At 37.4% G+C, this 22,536-nt stretch carries 18 protein-coding genes and 1 tRNA gene; 16 read left to right on the forward strand and 3 right to left on the reverse strand.

The genetic code is table 11. The annotated features are described in order from the left end of the window. From queF to hydG, 6 genes are all read left to right on the forward strand, one after another. Positions 1-343, forward strand: a 343-nt coding sequence (queF, locus tag KQI69_RS02510) for a preQ(1) synthase (RefSeq protein ID WP_216563710.1), incomplete at its 5' end; no start/stop codon positions are given. A 122-nt stretch (positions 344-465) separates the two neighbouring features. After that, positions 466-539: transfer RNA gene (locus KQI69_RS02515), tRNA-Pro, on the forward strand. 375 nt (positions 540-914) lie between these two features. Beyond that, the gene (locus KQI69_RS02520) at positions 915-1,619 is read left to right on the forward strand and encodes a DUF6198 family protein (RefSeq protein WP_216563711.1); all 705 of its coding nucleotides are present in this window, start codon (positions 915-917) and stop codon (positions 1,617-1,619) included. 62 nt (positions 1,620-1,681) lie between these two features. Further along, the gene (locus KQI69_RS02525) at positions 1,682-2,176 is read left to right on the forward strand and encodes an N-acetyltransferase (protein WP_216563712.1); all 495 of its coding nucleotides are present in this window, start codon (positions 1,682-1,684) and stop codon (positions 2,174-2,176) included. 644 nt (positions 2,177-2,820) lie between these two features. Then, positions 2,821-3,066, forward strand: coding sequence for a TM1266 family iron-only hydrogenase system putative regulator (locus KQI69_RS02530; RefSeq protein ID WP_216563713.1), 246 nt, complete (start codon positions 2,821-2,823; stop codon positions 3,064-3,066). Positions 3,067-3,127: 61 nt separating this feature from the next. Continuing rightward, positions 3,128-4,546, forward strand: coding sequence for a [FeFe] hydrogenase H-cluster radical SAM maturase HydG (gene hydG, locus KQI69_RS02535; protein WP_216563714.1), 1,419 nt, complete (start codon positions 3,128-3,130; stop codon positions 4,544-4,546). A 208-nt stretch (positions 4,547-4,754) separates the two neighbouring features. Here hydG and KQI69_RS02540 read toward each other — a convergent pair whose 3' ends face one another. Further along, positions 4,755-5,537, reverse strand: a complete 783-nt coding sequence (locus tag KQI69_RS02540; protein WP_216563715.1) for a PocR ligand-binding domain-containing protein — start codon at positions 5,535-5,537, stop codon at positions 4,755-4,757. 301 nt (positions 5,538-5,838) lie between these two features. On the opposite strand from KQI69_RS02540, the gene KQI69_RS02545 reads away from it, so the two are divergent. From KQI69_RS02545 to KQI69_RS02565, 5 genes are all read left to right on the forward strand, one after another. Continuing rightward, complete coding sequence (locus KQI69_RS02545) at positions 5,839-7,158, forward strand: L-aspartate oxidase (protein WP_216563716.1); 1,320 nt, start codon at positions 5,839-5,841, stop codon at positions 7,156-7,158. After that, positions 7,151-8,005, forward strand: a complete 855-nt coding sequence (nadC, locus tag KQI69_RS02550; protein ID WP_216563717.1) for a carboxylating nicotinate-nucleotide diphosphorylase — start codon at positions 7,151-7,153, stop codon at positions 8,003-8,005. The genes KQI69_RS02545 and nadC overlap by 8 nt, the downstream gene beginning before the upstream one ends. A 236-nt stretch (positions 8,006-8,241) precedes the next feature. Beyond that, on the forward strand, positions 8,242-11,730 hold the full coding sequence (locus tag KQI69_RS02555; RefSeq protein WP_216563718.1) for an Ig-like domain-containing protein: 3,489 nt from the start codon (positions 8,242-8,244) through the stop codon (positions 11,728-11,730). 428 nt (positions 11,731-12,158) lie between these two features. Next, positions 12,159-12,302 (forward strand): hypothetical protein, encoded by a 144-nt coding sequence (locus tag KQI69_RS02560; RefSeq protein ID WP_216563719.1) that lies wholly within the window; start codon positions 12,159-12,161, stop codon positions 12,300-12,302. A 210-nt stretch (positions 12,303-12,512) separates the two neighbouring features. After that, entirely contained in the window at positions 12,513-13,250 is a 738-nt protein-coding gene (locus KQI69_RS02565) for a helix-turn-helix domain-containing protein (protein WP_216563720.1), read from the forward strand. A gap of 433 nt (positions 13,251-13,683) precedes the next feature. Here KQI69_RS02565 and xylB read toward each other — a convergent pair whose 3' ends face one another. Both xylB and KQI69_RS02575 read right to left on the reverse strand, forming a co-directional pair. Beyond that, positions 13,684-15,213 carry a xylulokinase gene (gene xylB / locus KQI69_RS02570; RefSeq protein ID WP_216563721.1) on the reverse strand — a complete coding sequence of 510 codons (1,530 nt, stop codon included), beginning with the start codon at positions 15,211-15,213 and terminating at the stop codon, positions 13,684-13,686. A gap of 203 nt (positions 15,214-15,416) precedes the next feature. Further along, entirely contained in the window at positions 15,417-16,907 is a 1,491-nt protein-coding gene (locus tag KQI69_RS02575) for an L-fucose/L-arabinose isomerase family protein (protein ID WP_216563722.1), read from the reverse strand. 363 nt (positions 16,908-17,270) lie between these two features. Between KQI69_RS02575 and KQI69_RS02580 the strand changes: the two genes are divergently transcribed. The 5 genes from KQI69_RS02580 to KQI69_RS02600 all read left to right on the forward strand — a co-directional run bounded on the left by KQI69_RS02580 (position 17,271) and on the right by KQI69_RS02600 (position 22,440). Beyond that, positions 17,271-17,759: a chemotaxis protein CheD gene (locus KQI69_RS02580; protein ID WP_216563723.1), complete on the forward strand. Its 489-nt coding sequence runs from the start codon at positions 17,271-17,273 to the stop codon at positions 17,757-17,759. Between the two features lie 24 nt (positions 17,760-17,783). Further along, complete coding sequence (locus KQI69_RS02585) at positions 17,784-18,080, forward strand: Dabb family protein (RefSeq protein WP_216563724.1); 297 nt, start codon at positions 17,784-17,786, stop codon at positions 18,078-18,080. A 66-nt stretch (positions 18,081-18,146) separates the two neighbouring features. Further along, on the forward strand, positions 18,147-18,800 hold the full coding sequence (locus tag KQI69_RS02590) for a nitroreductase family protein (RefSeq protein WP_216563725.1): 654 nt from the start codon (positions 18,147-18,149) through the stop codon (positions 18,798-18,800). Between the two features lie 137 nt (positions 18,801-18,937). Next, a complete protein-coding gene (locus KQI69_RS02595; protein WP_216563726.1) occupies positions 18,938-21,184 on the forward strand; it encodes a glycogen/starch/alpha-glucan phosphorylase in 2,247 nt (748 codons plus the stop codon). Between the two features lie 182 nt (positions 21,185-21,366). After that, a complete protein-coding gene (locus KQI69_RS02600) occupies positions 21,367-22,440 on the forward strand; it encodes a 6-phosphofructokinase (RefSeq protein ID WP_216563727.1) in 1,074 nt (357 codons plus the stop codon). Positions 22,441-22,536: the final 96 nt, after the last annotated feature.

Below are 22,536 nucleotides of genomic sequence, written 5' to 3' on the forward strand. Positions count from 1 at the left end.
GGAGTTTACAAGTCTTTGTCCGATAACAGGGCAGCCTGATTTTGCAAAGATTAAGATTGCATATATCCCTGATAAGAGAATGGTTGAGAGTAAATCACTTAAGCTTTATCTTTTCAGTTTCAGAAATCATGGAGATTTCCATGAGGACTGCATGAATATCATTATGAAAGATCTGATAAAACTTATGCAGCCAAAATACATCGAGGTGATGGGTGAATTTACACCGCGTGGAGGAATTGCGATAGACCCATACTGCAACTATGGAATACCTGGAACAAAATGGGAGAAACTTGCAGAGGACAGATTATTTAATCATGATATGAATACGGGCAGCAGAATTTAACGCTATCAAGTAATTAACAGAGCGTATTGCGAATATCCATTTGAAAAAAAGTACTTCACAAACAGCAAAAAAAGTAGTATAATACTTGTTGTTTGTGAAGTAAGATTGATAAACAGTTATGACGGTGTGTGGCTCAGCTTGGTAGAGCGTTGCGTTCGGGACGCAAAGGTCGCAGGTTCAAATCCTGTCACACCGATTATTCACCGAGCGAAATTAAGTTAAAAGCTGGTGAGAGAAATGTTTCCTGAACAAAAGTTAAGAAGATAGTTGTTTTGGAAAAGAGTAGATAAAAGATAGATATAGTTTATATTGTGTCCCTGATATTTCAAAGCTGAGATATGAGGGTATTTTTTTATTGCTGTTCATTTGCAGATTTGAGATTATTGAAAAAAATTATCAAATCTAAAATAACAAATTACAATTTTTCAACACTATCGAGGAAGTCCCACACTTATAGTTGCCTCATGTATTATGCTAATACAAAGAGAATTGTATTATTGTATTATATTTCATCAAATAATCAGGTTCAGGGCTTTGCTAACAGTAATCGTTATAGAAAGAGGGAATTTATGTGAAGTCAAAGATTTACAGAGGAGTTTTTTATGTATCAGGATTGCTGATACTTGCTTTAGGAATTACATTAAACACAAAAACGGATTTAGGAGTATCACCGATAATATCAGTGGCTTATTCCATATCCCAATTGACGAAATCAAACTTTGGCAATGTAACGCTTCTGTTATATACAGCATTTGTCATAGCGGAAATAATCATCCATTTCATAAGATACAGAAAAAACGGAAAAATGAAATTAAACGGAATATTATTTGCTGACATATTGCAGATACCGTTAAGTATAATATTCACGAGATTTTTAAATATATTCTCGGCGGTCATTCCTGAATTTTCAGTAGATTATAAGGGAAGTGTATGGGGAAGTTTTGGCGGCAGAATAGTATTTTTGATAATAGCGATAATCCTAACGGGAGTGGGGGCAGCCATGTCGCTAGACATGAGGCTTATACCAAACCCTGGAGATGGAATAGTGCAGACCATAGCAGATGCGGTGAAAAAAGAAACAGGACTTATAAAAAATATCTTTGATGTATGCAACATCTTATTCACTATCGGCATAAGCCTTATCTTTGCTGGAAAACTTATCGGAGTAGGCATAGGAACGGTATTTGCCGTAATCGGAGTCGGCAGGGTTATCGCAATATTTAACAGGCTGTTCCTTGAAAAGATGAAAAAACTTGCTGGGATAACGGAGTGGTAAAAACAGATTATCATAGTTTAGCAAATTTCTAATAGAAAAGTAGAAGACAGGAGAAAACGAGATTGAATAAAAATATAAAATTATATCAGGCAGCAGAAAGTGATATAGAAGAAATAACCGGACTTTATGAGCAGGCAAAAGGCTCAAAGTTCTGCACATGGGATGAGTATTATCCAAATGTAGAGATAACAAGAGGAGACTTAGAAAGAGATGGATTATTTTGTATGAAAACAGAAACAGGGGAAATAGTCGGAGCAATATCAATAGATGATGACAAAGAAGTAGAAAATTTAAAATGCTGGAGTGAAACATTAAAACCGTCAGTGGAAATAGCCAGACTTGTAGTAAAAAAAGAATGGCAGAACAGAAAGATAGCACCGATGATGTTAAATGAACTTCTAAAAATAATAGCAGACAGAGGAATAAAAAGTGCCCATTATCTCGTAGACAAAAATCATAAAAAAGCACTTGCCGCTTACAAAAGCCTGAACTTTACAAGAGTCGGAGAAAGCACACTATATGATGGAAACTGGTGGTGCTATGAGCGTGAGGTGTAAGTAAAAAGTGTGTTATCTAAACTAAAATCATACCAGCATACAGCTTGGAATTAAGGATTATCTGGTTGAATGGCGTTAGAACTGTGTCGGTACTTAGGGGCGTATTTCAGACCGCTTATGTACCGTTACTCAGTTCTCCGGGCGAAAGCGTCCATGAATACAGAATAATCCTTAATTCCAAGCGTCCGTTTGCCAATACACCAAAAAAACTTATTGATAAATTTTTATCACAGTGTTATACTATTCAAGGTTCTGAAACGAAAGGTTCGTCCTGACGCAAAGGCATGAAAGTAAATTATAGATTATAAAGTAAAAGTGGCATATATTATTGCTCAGACTTATTGTGGTATTAATATTATATTTAAACTTGAAAAGATTTATCATGGAATATTTGTCGAAGAGGGTATATAATGCTGAATTCATTATGTTTATAAAATAAAAGTCATGTCTTATAGGGACATGGCTTTTTTACGCTATCAAGGAAGTTTCCCATTTAGAGTAATAAGTGGTCAATGGGGCTTGTTTGTATCAGGAGGAAATAAGTCATTTTTGATATGTTGCGATAGCAGCTAATAGCGTTATGAGCAAGCAGCAGAGCGGATTGCCAATATCCGATTGACATTTTAGAAAGAGTGGTAGTATTTATGGAAAACAGGATAGCGATACTTGGAATAATCGTTGAAAACATGGACAGTGTTTCCGAGGTAAACGGATTTTTGCATGAGTACAACAAGTATATTATCGGGAGGATGGGGATGCCTTACCGTGAAAAAAATGTGTCGGTGATAAGTATTGTCATGGATGCACCAAATAATGTGATAAGTGCAGTTTCAGGAAAACTCGGAATGTTAGACGGTGTCAGTGCAAAGGCAGTTTATTCCAAAAAATAATAATCAGTAAAACACAAAAGAAAGAATGTTCAGTCATAACAAATAAGAAAAGGAGAAAAACATGAGTTACAATCCAAAATCAATGCACGCAGAAGAATTTATAGACGATGCGGAAATATTAGAGTGCATAGACTATGCAAAGAAAAACAAGAGTAACAGAGAGGTTGTAGATGCGATTCTTGAAAAAGCAAGACTTGCAAAGGGAATTTCCCACAAGGAAGCTGCTGTCCTTATGGAGTGTGATATACCTGAGTGCAATGAGCAGATGAAACAGATAGCCATTGATATTAAGGAAAAGTTTTATGGCAGAAGAATAGTTATGTTTGCACCGCTTTATCTCTCAAATTACTGTGTAAACGGGTGTGTATATTGTCCTTACCATGCCAAAAATAAGCATATTGCGAGAAAGAAACTTACACAGGAAGAAATCAGAAAAGAAGTTATCGCACTGCAGGATATGGGACATAAGCGTCTTGCACTTGAAGCAGGAGAAGACCCTGTTAATAATCCGCTTGAATATATTCTTGAATGTATCAAGACAATTTACAGTATCAAGCATAAGAATGGTGCGATACGCCGTGTAAATGTAAATATCGCAGCGACAACAGTTGAGGATTACGCAAAGCTTAAAGAAGCAGGAATCGGAACTTATATATTGTTCCAGGAAACATACAACAAAAAATCATATGAGGAACTTCATCCGACAGGCCCAAAACATAATTATGCATATCATACAGAAGCAATGGATAGAGCGATGGAGGGTGGAATAGATGATGTAGGCCTTGGAGTATTGTTTGGACTTGAGACATATCTCTATGAACTTGTCGGAATAATCATGCATGCAGAGCATCTTGAAGCTGTTCATGGTGTAGGTCCGCATACAATAAGTGTTCCGAGAATATGTCCAGCCGATGATATTGATACAGCCGATTTCTCAAATGCAGTTCCTGATGATATATTTGAAAAAATAGTTGCAGTTATAAGAATTGCAGTTCCTTATACTGGAATGATAGTGTCAACAAGAGAGTCACAGAAGACAAGAGAGAAGGTTCTTCATCTTGGTATTTCACAGATAAGTGGTGGTTCACGCACGAGTGTAGGTGGTTATGTCGAGCCTGTTAGAGATGAGACAACATCACAGTTTGATGTAAGTGACACGCGTTCACTCGACGAAGTGGTAAACTGGCTTATAGGTCTTGGCTATATTCCAAGTTTCTGCACGGCTTGTTACAGGGCAGGAAGAACGGGAGACAGATTTATGTCACTGTTAAAGAGTGGTCAGATAGTAAACTGCTGCCAGCCAAACGCACTTATGACACTTAAGGAGTATCTTGAAGACTATGCCTCAGAAGATACAAGGAAAAAAGGTGAGGCACTTATCGCTGAGGAGATACTCAAGGTTCCAAATGAAAATGTGAGAAATAAAGCTATGGAGTATCTAAAAGAATTACATGACGGTAAGAGAGACTTTAGATTTTAACTGTTGATTTTCAGCCTGACTATATAGGCATTTAAGAGTAAATGATTTGAATAGATAAAAAGTAAGGTTTATGACCGGCAAGGTATGTAAATGAAAATAAGAGGTATGGCAGTTGCCATACCTCTTATTCTACAAGGAAACACATGAAAAATAAAAACAAAAAACAAATTATGAAAAACTCAAATTGAGTTATAAACAATTATAATAATTAATCTTCAAAAAGTGATGCAAGTTTCTCAATTGATGTTGTAATATCAGCTACAGATTTTTCAATGTCACTATAGATAGTAGCTGACTGAGAAGAAAGATCACCCATACTCTTTGCAACAACGGCAAAACCTACACCTGCTTCACCGCTTCTTGCAGCTTCGATAGATGCATTAAGTGAAAGCATCTTCTGTTTACTGGCGATAGAATTGAGTGAACGTGTATTTGTGTTAATCTTCTGAATAACATCGTTTGCATATTTTATTTCATCACTAAGGATGCCAAGCTTTCCGCCATTTGTACTCTTAAGATATTCTGCATTTACAAGCTGGTTTACTACCTCGCCTAGCAGTGTGGCAGAGGAACGTATCTGTGATTCTGTTCTGATAGGAACTTTGCGAAGTGCTCTGATATAAGCATCAGGATCGACTCCAAGTTCGGTGGCTTTTTTTCTGAATTCTTCTTCATCAGGCTCAGAAGGAAGAACCTGTCCACCAATAATAGAACCTACTTTTTCTTCACCCACCATAATATCAATGGAAAAATCCATAAGCCCGGAATGGCAGAAGTATGTACCATCATTTTCCATATCACATTTTTTACATTTTTTATTTCCAAGCTCTGAGCCACGAGTATATTTCATACAAAAATCAGTAAAATTACTTCCCTCAGTAAGATATTCGCCCTCGTTGTCAACTGCGATAGCTGCAAGTCCTGTAGCATTTGAAAAGCAGTCCTGAATGTCTTGTAACTTTTTTAAGTCCATAAACTCTCTTATGTTCATAAAATCCTCCAATCTTTATTTAACAGAATTGTTAAATAACTATAGATATAAATTTTAATTCAAAAATATACTCAATTTGTATATATTATACAACAATATGAATACAAAATCAATTATAAATGTATCATTCGTTAGCTGTTCTGATGTAGAATAAAAAGTTTACATTATATTGACCTAAACTTGCTTAAAACATGCGGTTATGCTATACTCGATACATTGTAAATAAAAATTTTCATTTATATAAGGAAAGGATGGCAGCGTATGCTGTTATAGACATCTGAAGAAGATGTCAGGTGATAAGATGGTAAAAGAAACAGATGTTGTCGTAGTAGGAACGGGAGCAGCAGGACTATTTTGTGCACTTCATTTTCCAGAGAATACAAAAGTACTTGTTATTACAAAAGATGAGGCTGACAAGAGTGACTCATTTCTTGCACAGGGCGGTATGTGTATGCTCAGGGATGAGGAAGATTTTGATGGTTTTTTTGAAGATACGATGAAGGCAGGTCATTATGAGAATAATAAGGATTCTGTTGAAGTTATGATTCGTTCGTCCAGGAAGATTGCAAAAGAACTTATTGATTATGGTGTTGACTTTGAACACGATGGAGAAGAGCTTGCGTTTACGAGAGAGGGTGGACATGGAAGACCGAGGATTCTTTACCATGAAGATGTTACGGGAAAAGAGATTACAAGCACTCTTTTAGAAAATGCTTTAAAAAGAAAAAACATAACGATACAGGAACATGTAAAAATGATGGATATCGTATGTGATGAAGATATAAATGAATGTTATGGTCTGATCGTAAAAAATTCAGATGGCAGCATTGATATCATTAAGGCAAAATATACAGTATTTGCATGCGGAGGTCTTGGAGGACTTTATAAACATTCAACAAACTTCAGGCATATAACAGGTGATGCTCTTGCCATTGCATTAAAGCATGGAATTGAGATGGAGCATATTGATTACATACAGATTCATCCGACTACATTATATTCTGAAAAGCCGGGAAGAAGATTTCTTATTTCAGAATCAGTCAGAGGAGAGGGAGCGATACTTCTTGACAAAAATAAAAAGCGTTTCTGTGACGAGTTAAGACCGAGAGATATTGTTACAGCCGATATCCGCAGACAGATGGAAAAGGACGGTACACCGTTTGTGTGGCTTTCTATGGAGAGGATTCCTGAGGAAACTATAAGAACTCATTTCCCAAATATTATGAAACAGTGTCTTGAAGAGGGATATGACCCTACAAAAGAGTGTATTCCGGTAGTTCCGGCACAGCATTACTTTATGGGTGGAATAAAGGTAAATCTTTCAAGTATGACAAGTATGGAAAGACTTTATGCCGTTGGTGAGACATCGTGCAATGGTGTTCACGGAAAAAACAGGCTTGCAAGCAACTCACTTCTTGAGTCTATGGTTTTTGCCGAGAGAGCAGCAGATGAGATAAAAGAAAAGATGAAATCAGAAGATGATGGACAGTTTGAACAGAAAGCAGATGGTTATATTTCAGACGCAGATATTAGTATATATAATGATGATGAAAAGATAACTGCTGAATATAAAGAACTTGTTTTAAATGAAATAGAAAAGGAGAAAAGCAGACATGAATGATCCTATTACATTAAAGCTAAACGCAGATAAATATATTATGATGGCACTTGAGGAAGATATCACAAGTGAGGATATTTCCACAAATTCAGTAATGCCTGAGTACCAGAAAGGTGAAGTACAGCTTATCTGCAAGCAGGATGGTATAATAGCAGGACTCGGAGTATTTAAGAGAGTATTTGAACTTCTTGACGATACAGTAGAGTTTGAGATGAATGTAAAAGATGGTGATGAGGTTAAGAAAGGTCAGCTCATGGCTGTTGTCACAGGCGATATAAGAGCACTTCTTTCGGGAGAGAGAACAGCACTCAATTACCTTCAGAGAATGAGTGGTATAGCAACATATACAAACAGCATTGTAAAACTTCTTGCAGTAAGTAAGACAACGCTTCTCGACACGAGAAAGACAACACCAAATATGCGAATTTTTGAGAAATATGCCGTAAAGGTCGGAGGTGCTACAAACCACAGATACAATCTCTCAGATGCAGTTATGTTAAAAGATAATCATATCGGGGCAGCAGGCGGCATCACAGAAGCAGTTAAGAGAGCAAGAGCCTATGTTTCATTTGTAAACAAGATTGAAGTTGAAGTTGAAAATGTTGACATGGCAAGAGAGGCTGCCGAGGCAGGAGCAGACATTATCATGCTTGACAATATGACACCTGAGCAGATGAAAGAAGCAATAAAAGTAATAGACGGAAGAGCACTTACAGAGTGTTCAGGAAATGTCACAAAGGAAAACATAAAGAATATAATCGATGTTGGAGTTGATTATGTATCGAGCGGAGCACTAACACATTCAGCTCCTATCATGGATATATCGCTTAAAAATCTTCATGCGATATAATACGCAACAAGCCAATACACTAATAGTGTTAAAAGCAGGTAGCAGAGCGGATTGCAAATATCCGATTGATTATGTTAAATATATGAAAAAAGCAGGGCAGAACAAATTCTTCTGCCCTGTTATTATAATAAAAGAATATAGGTGATTGCGAAATTAATTATATTTGCACAATTTAATCAAATGTTATGATAATTTCGCAAATGCTTTTAAGGAAAGAGATGAAAAGAGGCGGAACCATGCGAAAAAATTTAAAAAGAATACTTACGACAGCTTTAACGGCAGCGATGCTCATATCAACTTTAGGAGGTGCTACGGTGGCAGATAAGAAAGTGACAGCGGCAGATAAAAATAACGCGGATAAAATCGACAGAACCATTATAAATATTGACGGAACAACGGCGAACAAAGACACGCAGACAGCTTACAGGGGCATAGGAACAGTTTCGTGTAATGGAACATCAAGACTTCTTATGGATTATAAGGAGAAAAATCCAAAGGCATACTGGGAGATAATGAAGTGGCTTTTTGATCCGGAGGAGGGTGCAGGGCTTTCTCATGTGAAAGTGGAGCTTGGATGCGACCTTGACACATCTTCGGGAGCTGAACCTGCTACAAAGCGAAGCGAGGAAGAAGAAGCAAATGTAAATCGTGGAGCGGGTTTTATGTTTGCACATGATGCACAGTCGATCAATCCTGATGTGACGGTTGATATGCTCTGCTGGGCAATGCCTGCATGGGTCGGCGATGCATACGAGATAAGTAACAAAAAGGGGTATGAAGCAAGATACAAATGGTACAAGGAAACAATCGATGCCGCATACGACAAATGGGGCGTAAAAGTTGATTATGTGAGTGCCAACAAAAATGAGAAAGACCTTGAAATCGACTGGACGATATATCTTGCAAATGCACTTAAAAATGAGAAAAACGGCAGATATGATTACAGTAATATGAAGATAGTGGCAGCAGATGAGACAGACACAATGTATATCGCTGACAAGATGCTCAAAAATAAAAAATACAGAGATGCAGTTGATGTGTTAGGTTTCCATTACAATTCATACATGAGCAAAAATGTTTTAAAACTCAATAAAGAGTATGGAAAAGAAATATGGTTCAGCGAAGGAACTTCTGTCGCAACCGACTCGATATTTGGAAGCAACAACACAACAGACGGAGTTTCAACATCTGGAACAAACGGAATGTTGGATGTTGCGAACAGGATAATAATAGGCTACGGTATGTCAAATATGACAATGTATGAATTTCAACCATCGGTTGCGGCATTTTATGACGGTTCAGTCTATTTTCCTAAGCAGGTCATAACAGCAAATAAGCCATGGTCGGGTTATTATGAGATTGGAAACGGACTTGTAATGACAATGCACTTTACAAACTTTATGAAAAAAGGCTGGCAGTATATAACAGGCGGATGTTACGGTGACGGAATACAGTCAAATCATTGCATAACAGAGACAACAAATGATTATCTGACAGCGGCATCACCTGAGACGGGAGATTACTCGACGGTTATTGCAAATGACAGTGCAAAAGAGAGAACTTATACAGTGAATATATCAAATCTAGCAAAAGCCGCAGAGCAGGTAAATGTCTGGGAGACAAGAAGCAACAATGCAGGTGAGAGTTATGATGCAGGCTGGTTAAATCATGTAGACACGATAGTGCCAGAAAAGAAAGCAGATGCATATACATACAAAGTTACAGTAAAACCATACAGTATGGTAACACTTACGACAACTGACGGACAGAAATCATATGCGGAGAGAAAAAAAGAGACAGACGCAAACGATATGTCATTAAATAAAAGTCTGACACTTCCGTACAGTGACGATTTTGAATATTCCGATGAATTTTTAAGTGAGAGGGGTGGAACTCCGCTTTATACATCGGATTTAAACGGTGCATTTGAAGTTCAGAAACTTGACAATGGAAATAAGGTGCTCGTGCAGCAGTTAAACAGGGATATTGTGCCGGATGGATGGGGCTCAAATCCCGATGATGCGACAACTTCATTTGGTGATGACAGATGGAAAGATTATGCATTGTCAGCAGATGTAATGCTTGATGCGAGCGAAAAAGACAAAAATTATGCCGGAATCTGTACAAGATTTAACAATACATCAAACGAAAACGGTTATTATCTTATCGTAAATAGAAATGGAAGCTGGAAACTTACGGGAAATAAGGGAATGCTTGCATCCGGAAAGATAAACGGATTTAAAGAGGGAATGTGGATAAATCTTAAATTAAAGGTAAAAGAAAATACACTCACCGCCTATATAAACGGAAAAGAAGTTGCAGACAAAAAAATAACATCATCACCTGTAAATTCGGGCAGAGCCGCATTAAAAAGTGCATTTAGCAGAAATATGTTTGATAATATAAAAGTTGAGCCTATCGCAGGCGGAACAGACAGCATTATAAGAATAAGCGACCTTAGCGACGAGGTAAAATGTTCAGAAAATGTAAAGAGAGAACAGAGTTTAAGCTTCACAAATTACGGCAGGACATTATCAAAATTAACTAAAAAAGGCGATACCATATCACTTGAATTTGAGGGAACAGGAATAGCCGTACTCGGAAATAATTACAGTGGGCCAAAATTTGATGTGACATTAGATGGAAACAAAAAAGAGACAGCCTACGTACTTAAAGACACAGATGCGAGATGTGCATTTTACAGTATAAACGGACTTGATTATGGAAAGCATAGCATAGAATTAAAACTTGCAAACAGCAAGCAGCTTGATGTAGATGCCTTTGAAGTATCAGGAAAGAAAAACGATATATCAGATGAGAGCGATATAACAGCGATAACATTTGCACAGACAAAACACACGATGCAGTATGGTGATATATTAGATTTGGAAACACAGGTAAGCAATGTGCAGAAAGACACAATGTCAGAAGCCGAAGAAAAATCAGATATAGGCAGCAATGTTGCAGAAGCCAAAGAAAAAATGGTTATAGAAAGTAATGTTATAGAAGCCAAAGAAAAAACGGCTATAGATAGTAATGTTACAGAAGCAGAACAAAATAAGGATATAAAGAATAATGAGACTCAAAATAATAAAATAACATACACATCATCAGATATAGCCGTAGCAGGTGTATCACAAAATGGAGTTGTATATGCAAACGGAGCAGGAAAAACAACGATAACAGCCACCGCAAACGGAGTAAGTGCAACATTTGAAGTAAATGTAGCAAAACTTGAAGTAACACCGTCGGCAGGGATAAGAGTGGGAGCAGGCGAAAAAGTAACATTAAAAGCAAAACTAAAAAATGGCTCAGTTGCAGAGACAGACAAAATAAAATGGAGTGCAGACGATACCTCAAAAGTAAAGATAACCACATCATCGTATGGAAGTGCAATAGTAAAAACCAACAAAAAAGGTGAAGTGACAATAACAGCCTCATATGGAGAATACAGTACAAAGACGGTACTTCATATAATGAGAGCACCATCAAAGATAACACCTGATGATAAAAGCATGACCATAAAGAAAGGCAAAAAGAGAAAAATAAGTTATGAACTTCCACAGGGAAGCACAAGTTCAAAAATAACTTATAGTACAAGCAACAAAAAGGTAGCAACCGTGTCATCAGCAGGAGTAGTAAAAGCAAAGAAGAAAGGAAAATGCACGATAATACTAAGAACATTTAATGGAAAGAGTACGAAAGTGAAAATAAAGGTGAAGTAGGAAAGAATTTGTCGACAGATTTAGTATCATTCATAAGGTTATAAATTATTTTGACATTATCGATCAAGTCCCTCACTTATATTGCGTAGAGCAATAAGTGAGGGACTTGACTTGTAATTTATAAGACTATCATAATGTACGATTAAACAGTGCAATTCTTACGATATATAATCAGTTTTGTAATTACTTATATTCTTTTTGTATTATAAACATAATCTGCTCCTTTTGTGATTTTGGCAGATATAGTATCTAGTAATTGTTTTCCGTCAGATAAATTAACATTGAGGAGTGTTTCATTTACAGATTTACCATTTTGTATCGGAGACCAATAAATTTTTTTGGTACCGGATATTTTTGTGTTTTTTCCTAATTCCGTAACTTCTCCGGTTTTTTGGTTACATTGCAATAACTGTCCGTTTGAGGTTGTGATGGAAAACTCGGTATCTGAATTATTATTTTTAGAACTTGAAATAATAACTGGGTATCCGGGGATTGTGCTGGTTGCCGGATTATATGTTCCTAAGTTGATTTCTGTTTTGTTAGTAAAAGTTGAAAGAGATATACCTGTTTAATGTATTGAGTTGCACAGATAGGTATATTATCGTTATAATATATGTAAAATTGTGGATATAATTAAGGAAAGGAAGAACTTGCCGCAAACCACCATAAATAGCGACAATGCAACTTGTAGTTGACATATTGCAAAGTAGGTTTGGTTGAAAAATGGTGCTTAAAATGTCAAAATAAAAGAGCAAAATAAATACGAAAAGAGGGAAGGAAGAATGTCTTTTTCTGACAAACTACAGAAATTAAGAAAGCAAAACGGTCTTTCACAGGAACAGCTTGCTGCACAATTAAATGTATCAAGACAAGCAATATCAAAATGGGAGCAGGGAACATTACCTGATATAAACAACATTATAAATGTAAGCAGATACTTTGACTGTTCGCTTGACTATCTTATCAATGAAAATGATGAGAGCAATAAACATGAGTATGATGAGAATAAAAAGGAAGATGTAAAAGAACTGAATAATAAAGAGGATGGGATTAAAAATATATTTAAGAAATACGTTTTGTTATTAGTGAATATAATTTCGGTATCAGCATTTATAGCTGTTTACATACTATCAAAGATACATCCAAGTCCGATAGTAAGAACAACAGAAACGGGAGAAGCATATGTCGGAATGACAGGTTTTGTCGATTATCATAATCTGAGAGGTTTTATGACATTATTATATCTAATGTGGTTAATATCATTTATATGTATATTTATAATACCAATGATTAGACAAGAGAGACAAAACAGTGTGAATAGAAAAGTAATATGCAGATTAACAGGCATCTTGATGATTATCCTGTTTTGGAGTTATGTGTATTATGAAATTGTTTATACAGTCTATTTTGCATTTAACCCGTCAGAAATAGTAATAGCAGTTCTGTATAATATAGTAGCATTATTTTTGGTGTATATCAGAGTTCCTCACAAACTTATCAATGCAAAAAAGCACGCATAATATATTTCATCATCAATTAATCAATGTAAAAGGCACACATAATATATTTCATTATAAAATAATCAATGCAAAAAAGCATATAACATATTTTATAATAAATATAATCAATGTAAAAATACATATATGGGGCTGTCGCATTAAGCATAATTCATACAATATGTAGATGTTAATAATAGATTTATTATCTACATATTGTATGAATAGTGCTTCGTGCGACAGCCCCTACTTAAAAACGCTAAATAAAATCGTAAATTCTTTCACAACCAGCAAGGAGGGAGATGTGATTTTCAGCGAATGGCGTTTGAAAAGCGTCAGTACTTAATGAGCGGATTTTGCTCATTTATGTACTGCTACGCTTTTCTCCGAGCGAGAGCGTCCATGAGTCGGAAATCACATCTCCCTCCTTGCGTCAAAGCAGCCAAGTTAAATAAATTTACAGCTTCGCAATCTCCTTATACTGCTCCTTAAGGCATCCATAAAGATTCTTATAAATCTCATGGAACTTATCATACTTAGCCTTATTCTCAAGATTTGTCTTGCACTCCTTAGCAGGGTCTTTATGTATCATCTTACGGCAGGCACTTTCAACACTGTCATAGATGCCAGCACCGACACCGGCGAGAATAGCAACACCGAGAGCAGGACCTTCCGTAGCAGTAACGGTATTAACATCACAGCCGAACATATCAGCCATCATCTGACGCTGAACACCGTTCTTAGCTCCGCCGCCGCAAGCCATCATATCATTAACCTCGACACCCATTTCAGAGAGAATATCCTTGCAGTCAGTAAGAGAGTAGCTGATTCCCTCCATTACGGCACGGACAATATCTGCCTTTGTGTGCATGCTTGAAAGTCCGAAAAGAACTCCACGGCAGTCAGGGTCAAGATGAGGTGTACGCTCACCGTTTAAGTAAGGGAGATAGATAAGGCGGTTTGCACCGATAGGTGTCTTTTCAACATCGGCGTTGATAAGGTCATAGACACCACAGCCTTTTTCTTTAGCTTCATCTTTATATCCGACACCCATGTTATCGAGATACCATGCAAGTGAATATCCGGCAGCCTGTGTAACACCCATGACATGCCATGCACCCGGAACGGCACAGCAGAATGTGTGGACTCTGCCCTTAGGGTCGATTGAAATCTTGCTGCTGTGAGCAAAGACAACACCGCTTGTTCCGATAGTAGTAAATGCCTTACCATCCTCAACAACACCTGTACCAACTGCTGCCGCAGCATTATCTCCAGCACCGCCGACTACAACTGTTGATGTAGAAAGACCTGTTTTTTCGGCAATCTCAGGTAAGATAGTTCCTGTAACTTCAGGTGATTCATAAACCTTTGCGAGAAGGCTCTTGTCAATATCAAGTTTTTCAAGGACTTCATCAGACCACTGTCTCTTTGGAACATCGAGAAGCTGCATACCTGAAGCATCAGATACCTCCGTTGCAAATTCCCCTGTAAGAATATATCTTACATAATCTTTAGGAAGTAAGATGTGCTTGCACTTTGCATAATTTTCCGGCTCATTATTTCTTACCCAGAGGATTTTTGAAGCTGTAAAGCCTGTAAGTGCAGGGTTAGCAGTAATCTCGATAAGTCTTTTAGCTCCGACTTTTTCGGTGATTTCCTCACATTCTTTTTCAGTACGCTGGTCACACCAGATGATAGAAGGGCGGATAACCTCTCCGTTTTCATCAAGCATAACAAGACCATGCATCTGACCTGAGATACCAAGTCCTTTGATATCGTCAGCATTTACACCGGAATCTTTAACTACTTTAGCGATAGTTTCGAGTGCAGCGTCACGCCAGTCTTCAGGTTTCTGCTCTGCCCATCCATTATTAGGAGTGTAAAGTGGGTAATCTTTTCCGGCAGAAGCAATAACATTTCCATCCTCATCAAAAAGAACAGTTTTAGTTGATGAAGTTCCTAAGTCAATACCAATTAAATAATTCATTATAACCTCTTTCCTGAGCAAAAGTCACGAAAATATATTTCGTTATAAGCTCATTTCATAACATAAATTAGATCATTAAATTAACAGTGATATAAATAGTGGCTTGCAGCCAGATTGTGAAAACAAAAGGCGATGGCAATATGCCATCGCCCTCAATTAATTAAAGTAAATTGACTGCAATAAAATTTAAAGCTTTCAAAAGATTAAGCAAATGGATTCTCTGTCTTGTAGAGCATTCCCTTTGGCTGATTGAATCCAATCTCGTCAACATCTACACCGATGTATTTGAATACTTCGTATAATGTCTTTCCGTAATGACCGAATGCAACAGCTCCATGATGAGGATAGTTGCCCTCGATAAGTACATGACGGTAGAAACGTCCCATTTCAGGGATTGCGAAGATACCAATCGCACCGAATGAACGTGTTGCAACAGGAAGAACTTCACCCTGAGCGATATATCCGCGGAGTTTAGCATCTGCTGTGCTCTGGAGACGGAAGAATGTGATATCTCCAGGAATGATATCTCCTTCGAGAGTTCCATTTGTTACTTCGATAGGAAGTGAACGAGCCATGATCTTCTGATACTTCATCTCACAGAATGAAAGCTTGTTTGAAGCTGTGTTTCCACAATGGAATCCCATAAATGTATCTTTCTGTGTGTAATCAAATTTGCCCTTGATATCAGCGTCATAGATATCAGCAGGTACAGTATTGTTGATGTCAAGAAGAGTAGTTGCATCTTCACTTGCAACAGTTCCGATGAACTCGCTGAGTGCTCCGTAAATATCAACCTCACATGAAACAGGGATGCCTCTCTTTGTGAGACGGCTGTTTACATAACAAGGTACGAATCCAAACTGTGTCTGGAATGCAGGCCAGCATTTTCCGGCGATAGTAACATATTTTCTGTAACCCTTGTGTGCATCGATCCAGTCAAGAAGAGTGATCTCATACTGAGCAAGTTTCTCAAGGATTTCAGGTTTCTTGTTTCCAGCACCAAGTTCAGCTTCCATATCTTTGACAACATCAGGGATACGCTCATCACCTGCGTGGTTGTTGAATGATTCAAAAAGGTCAAGCTCTGAGTTTTCCTCAATCTCGATATCAAGGTTGTAGAGCTGTTTGATAGGAGCATTACATGCAAGGAAGTTCTGTGGACGAGGACCAAAGCTGATGATCTTTAAGTTGCTTAATGCATAGATAGTACGTGCGATAGGTACAAATTCATGGATCATATCTGCACATTCCTCAGCAGTTCCAACAGGATACTCTGGGATATAAGCCTTAACATTGCGGAGTTTAAGGTTGTAGCTTGCATTAAGCATACCACAGTAAGCATCACCACGGTTGTCGATAAGACCTCCGTTAAGTCCGTCTTCCTCAGAAGCTGCAACGAACATCTTAGGTCCGTCAAAGTGCTTGGCAAGAAGTGTCTCAGAAATTTCAGGACCGAAGTTTCCAAGGTAAACAACTAAAGCGTTACATCCGGCTTTCTTGATGTCTTCAAGAGCCTGTACCATATGTATTTCGCTTTCTACGATACATACAGGACATTCGTAGATATCCTCAGCCTCATATTTGTCTGTGTAAGCCTTTACGAGATTCTGTCTTCTTGTTACTGAGAGTGACTCTGGGAAACAGTCTCTGCTGACAGCAACGATACCTATTTTCATTTTTGGTAAATTAGTCATTTTAAAATACATCCTTTCTTAATATATAAAAATTTACAGTAAAATTGACGCGCATTTTGCTGCATTTGTTTTCAAATACATTCTATTACATTTTAGGATATTTTGCAATGAAAAAGCAAACAAAAATATCAATAAATTGTTTAATGTGACAACAAAATTTTGTTAATATAAAATATTTATTGTGATAATTACAATAAAAATCAGATAAATATTACATGAAATATTAGATTTTGAATCAAAAGTACTTGAATTATATACAAAAATCAGTTATAACAAATACAATATAAATATTTGAAAAACAGTAAAAAATGTGTACAAATATAGTGCAAATTGTATATATTAGCAGATTATGAAAGGATAAAAATGGCTCAGATAGTAGTTGGAATTGCAGAAATGAGGATGGGCACAAAAAGAGATGAACTTATAACTTATGCCCTTGGTTCGTGTGTCGGAATATGTATGTATGACAATAGCCTGAAAATAGGAGGACTTTTGCATGCAATGCTTCCGGATGCTTATGAAAATGAGGAACATGTTGATATGAATCTTGAGCGTTATGTAAATACTGGTATTCAAAATCTTTTCAGAATGGTGTGCACACACGGGGCTGATGTGAGAAATCTTAAAGTTAAACTTGTCGGTGGTGCAAATATGTTTGGATTTGATTTTACAAATAAAGATATGGACATAGGGACACAGAATGTTATACAATCAAAGAGGATTCTTGCTGGTATGGGGATACCTGTAGTGGCACAGATGACAGGCGGAACAGTTGGAAGAACTATAAGGTTCAGCCCTGAAAGTGCACAGGTACAGATTAGTGCTACTGATGGGAGTAAATTTATATTATAAGATATGATATGAAAGGAAAAAACGATGGTAAAGCATATTATTTTATGGCAATTAAAGGAAAATCTTGAAGATAAAGAAAGTGTTAAGAAGGGTATAAAGGAAAATCTTGAAGCACTTGTGGGAAAGGTTCCGGGACTTTTAAAGGTAAATGTTGTTATTGATGGACTTGAATCGTCTAATGCAGATGTTATGCTTGATTGTGAGCTTGACAGCGAGGAGTCGCTTAATGGCTATCAGAAGCATCCGGCTCATGTTGCCGTGGCAGACACTTATGTAAGACCGTACACAGCGGTAAGAGTGTGCATGGATTACGAAATTTAAGACAAATATACTACAGGCAGTCTTTTATAGGGACTGCCTGTAGTCGTTCATATAGAAGGGAAAACGATGGCTAGTAAAGACAACAACAGCAATAATATAAAAGATAACAGTAGTGATGATAACAGCAGGTTATGTGACAGCATATATCAGAGAAGAAGTATAAGAAAATATAAAAAAGATGAGATTTCAGGTAAAGTGCTTGAAAAAATCCTTGATGCTGCAAGAGTTGCTCCATCAGGAAAAAACAGACAGCCGTGGAAATTTCTTGTTTATGGTGGAGATGAAAAGAAAGAGATACTTGCCATGATGCGCAAAGGGATAAAGCGGGAATTAAAAGAGCCTTTGTTTAAAGACTCCAAAAGATTGCTGCCAGATGCGGACAATACGCTTCGTATAATGATGACTGCACCGATAGTCATATTTGTGTTAAATACAAACGGTGTAAGCCCTATGGAAACCATAGATATGGACGGCAGATTTACGGAGATATGTGACAGTCTGTCGATAGGTGCTGCAATAGAAAATATGTTGCTTCGTGCACAGCAGCTTGGTGTCGGTTCGCTTTGGATAGGCAATACCTGTTTCGCCTACGAAGAACTTATGGATTACATAGATGAAGCAGGTCAGCTTATAGGTGCAGTTGCACTAGGTTATGCTGATGAAAAACCGGAAGCCAGACCAAGAAAAAAACTTGAAGATATTGTGGAGTATCACATTTAAGCTGATATAAACTGTTTCAGGGGAAGTCTTATTTCTTGTGTCGAAAAAAATAAAGTGGTATCATATTATTATAGTCGTATTAAAGATTATAAATGAGAAGCAGAATGACAGAGAGTTAAGAAGAAAGGTAGGAGAGTATGTACGAAAACGAAATTGAAAATATCGCATCACGCGGTTCAAATGAGGAAATTTATTACGGTTTATTAGAACTTACTAAAAATGCCACACAGCAGAGGGGAAAGATTGAGGGAAAGAAAAAACTCTATTATATCTCGGCAGAGTTTCTTATAGGAAAATTATTATCAAACAATCTTATAAATCTTGGACTTTATGACCAGGTATCAGAAGCACTTAAAAAGCATGGAAAGAGCATGGCGGAGATTGAGGAGATCGAGCCTGAACCATCACTTGGAAACGGTGGACTCGGAAGACTTGCAGCCTGCTTCCTCGACTCTATAGCAACACTTGGTTTAAACGGTGACGGTGTCGGAATAAATTACCACCTCGGACTTTTTAAGCAGGAGTTTGAAAAAAATCTCCAGAAAGAAGTTCCAAATCCGTGGATAAAGGACAAAAGCTGGCTTAGAAGAACAGACACAAGCTATGAGGTCATTTTTGGCGGACTCAGAGTAAATTCCGTTATGTATGAGATAGATGTGACCGGTTATGATAATAAGTGCAATACATTAAAACTTTTTGATATTGACAGCGTTGACGAAAATATCGTGCAGGGAGACAGTATTTATTTCAATAAAGAGGATATAAGAAAGAATCTTACATTGTTCCTCTATCCCGATGACAGCGATTATCAGGGACAGCTTTTAAGAATATACCAACAGTATTTTATGGTAAGCAACGCTGCACAGCTTATTATCGATGAGGCAGTTGCAAAGGGAAGCAATCTCTATGACCTTGCTGATTATGCGGTGGTTCAGATAAATGATACACATCCTACGATGGTAATCCCTGAACTTATCAGACTCCTTGTCAAGAAAGGCATTGACATGGACAAGGCAATCGAGATAGTGAGCAGCATGTGTGCATATACAAACCACACCATACTTGCAGAAGCACTTGAAAAATGGCCTATATGGTTCCTTGAAAAAGTTGTTCCACAGCTTATGCCTATCATTAAGATGCTCGATGTAAAAGTAAAGGAAAAATACAATAATAATCCTGAACTTGCCATTATAGATGACAGACAGCAGGTACACATGGCAAGGATAGATATGCACTATGGATTTAGCGTAAACGGTGTTGCTGCACTTCATACTGAAATCCTTAAGAACAGCGAATTAAAACCATTTTATGATATTTATCCAAACAAATTCAATAATAAGACAAACGGTATAACATTCAGAAGATGGCTTCTTCACAGCAACCATGAGCTTACTGAGCTTATATCTTCAAAGATAGGCGACGGCTTTAAGAAAGATGCGAATGAGCTTGAAAAACTTATGCAGTTTAAGGACGATGAAGCTGTGCTTAAAGCAATCACTGATATAAAGATGATTAAGAAGAAAGAATTTAAAGATTATCTTCTTAAGAAAGAAAATATTGAGATAGATGAAAACTCTATCATAGATGTTCAGGTAAAGAGACTTCATGAGTACAAGAGACAGCAGATGAACGCACTCTACATTATTCATAAATATATGGATATAAAGGCAGGCAATAAGCCGGCTAGACCAATCACATTTGTATTTGGAGCAAAAGCAGCCCCAGCGTATACTATTGCCAAAGACATTATTCATCTTATACTCTGCTTGTCAAAAGTTATAGAGAATGATCCGGAGGTAAGTCCATATCTTAAAGTGGTTATGCTTGAAAATTACAATGTGACATATGCAGAGAAGATTATACCGGCAGCAGATATTTCAGAGCAGATTTCACTCGCATCAAAAGAGGCAAGCGGAACAAGTAACATGAAATTTATGTTAAACGGTGCAGTGACTCTTGGAACAGAGGACGGTGCAAATGTCGAGATACATGAACTGGTAGGTGATGACAACATCTATATCTTTGGTGAAAAGAGTGATACTGTTATCGAGCATTACGCAAAAGCTGACTATTCAGCAGAAAAGATTTACGATGCAGATCCTGAGATAGCAAAACTTGTTGACTTTATCATAGATAAAAAGATGTTTGCAGTTGGAAACAAAAAGAGCCTTATCAGACTTTATATGGAGATAGTAACAAAAGACTGGTTTATGACACTCTTAGATATAAAGGACTATATACATGTCAAAGAACAGGTATTTAAGGACTATGAGGACAGGGATGCATGGAGCAGAAAGATGATAAAGAACATAGCTATGGCAGGCTTCTTCTCATCTGACAGAACGATAGCGCAGTACAATGATGACATTTGGCATCTTAACTAAATAGAACTGGAATGTAAAATGAATGTAAAGGCTATTGTATCGCCCGAAGTATTAATTATAATGTTACTTGTGGTATTTTCGGGATATTTTATAATGAGCAAAATAGTAAATAAGAAATACGGTTATACTAAGAAAAGAGAACAGGAACTGGAAAACATTGATGAAAAGAAAGGCGGCAGCTTATGAAGAAAATTGGATTTTTAACAAGTGGTGGAGATTGTCAGAGCTTAAATGCAACTATGCGTGGCGTTGCAAAAACATTGTACCAGACATATCCTGATGTAGAGATTTACGGTATACTTGAGGGTTACAAAGGTCTTATCTATGGAAATTACAGGAAAATGAAACCGAGTGATTTTTCAGGTATCCTTACGGAAGGTGGAACTATCATCGGAACATCAAGACAGCCGTTTAAGAAGATGCGTGAGCCTGATGAGAACGGACTTGATAAAGTTGAGGCTATGAAGTCAAATTACAAAAAGTGGGGACTTGACTGTCTTGTTATCCTCGGTGGAAACGGCACTCACAAAACGGCAAATCTTCTTAGTGAGGAGAGCTTAAATGTAGTTACGCTTCCAAAAACGATCGACAATGACATCTGGGGAACAGATATTACATTTGGTTTCCAGAGTGCAGTAAACATAGCTACAAATGCAATCGACTGTATTCACACGACAGCGGCATCACACAGCAGGGTATTTATCGTTGAAGTTATGGGACATAAGGTAGGCTGGCTCACACTTCATGCTGGTATAGCAGGCGGAGCTGATATCATACTTCTTCCGGAAATTCCATATGACATAGATTCCGTAGTTGCAGCACTTGATAAAAGGACAAAAGAAGGAAAGCAGTTCTCTATCCTTGCCGTAGCAGAGGGTGCGATATCAAAAGAAGATGCTGCATTGTCAAAGAAAGAACTTAAGGCAAAGAGAAAAGAAAACCCATATCCGTCTATCTCTTACCAGATAGGAAAAGAGATAGAGGAGAGAACCGGACAGGAAGTGAGGATTACTGTTCCTGGCCACATGCAGAGAGGTGGAGAGCCTTGCCCGTATGACAGAGTTATATCAAGCAGACTCGGGGCGGCAGCAGCAAGACTTATAATCAAAGAAAAATACGGTTATATGGTTGGATTTAAAAATGGAGAGATAGTTCCTGTACCGCTTGGCGAAGTTGCAGGAAAACTAAAAATGGTCGATCCGGATTCATCTATCATTAAAGAAGCAAAAGGTCTTGGAATCTGTTTTGGAGACTAGTACAACGAATATTGATACATTGAACAAGCCTGCACTTCCGATAGCACATATCAAAAAGCCTCGATGTAGCCCGCTACACCTGCGTTTTTTGACATG

The organism is Eubacterium sp. MSJ-13, assembly GCF_018918235.1.
GTDB lineage: Bacteria > Bacillota > Clostridia > Lachnospirales > Lachnospiraceae > Butyribacter.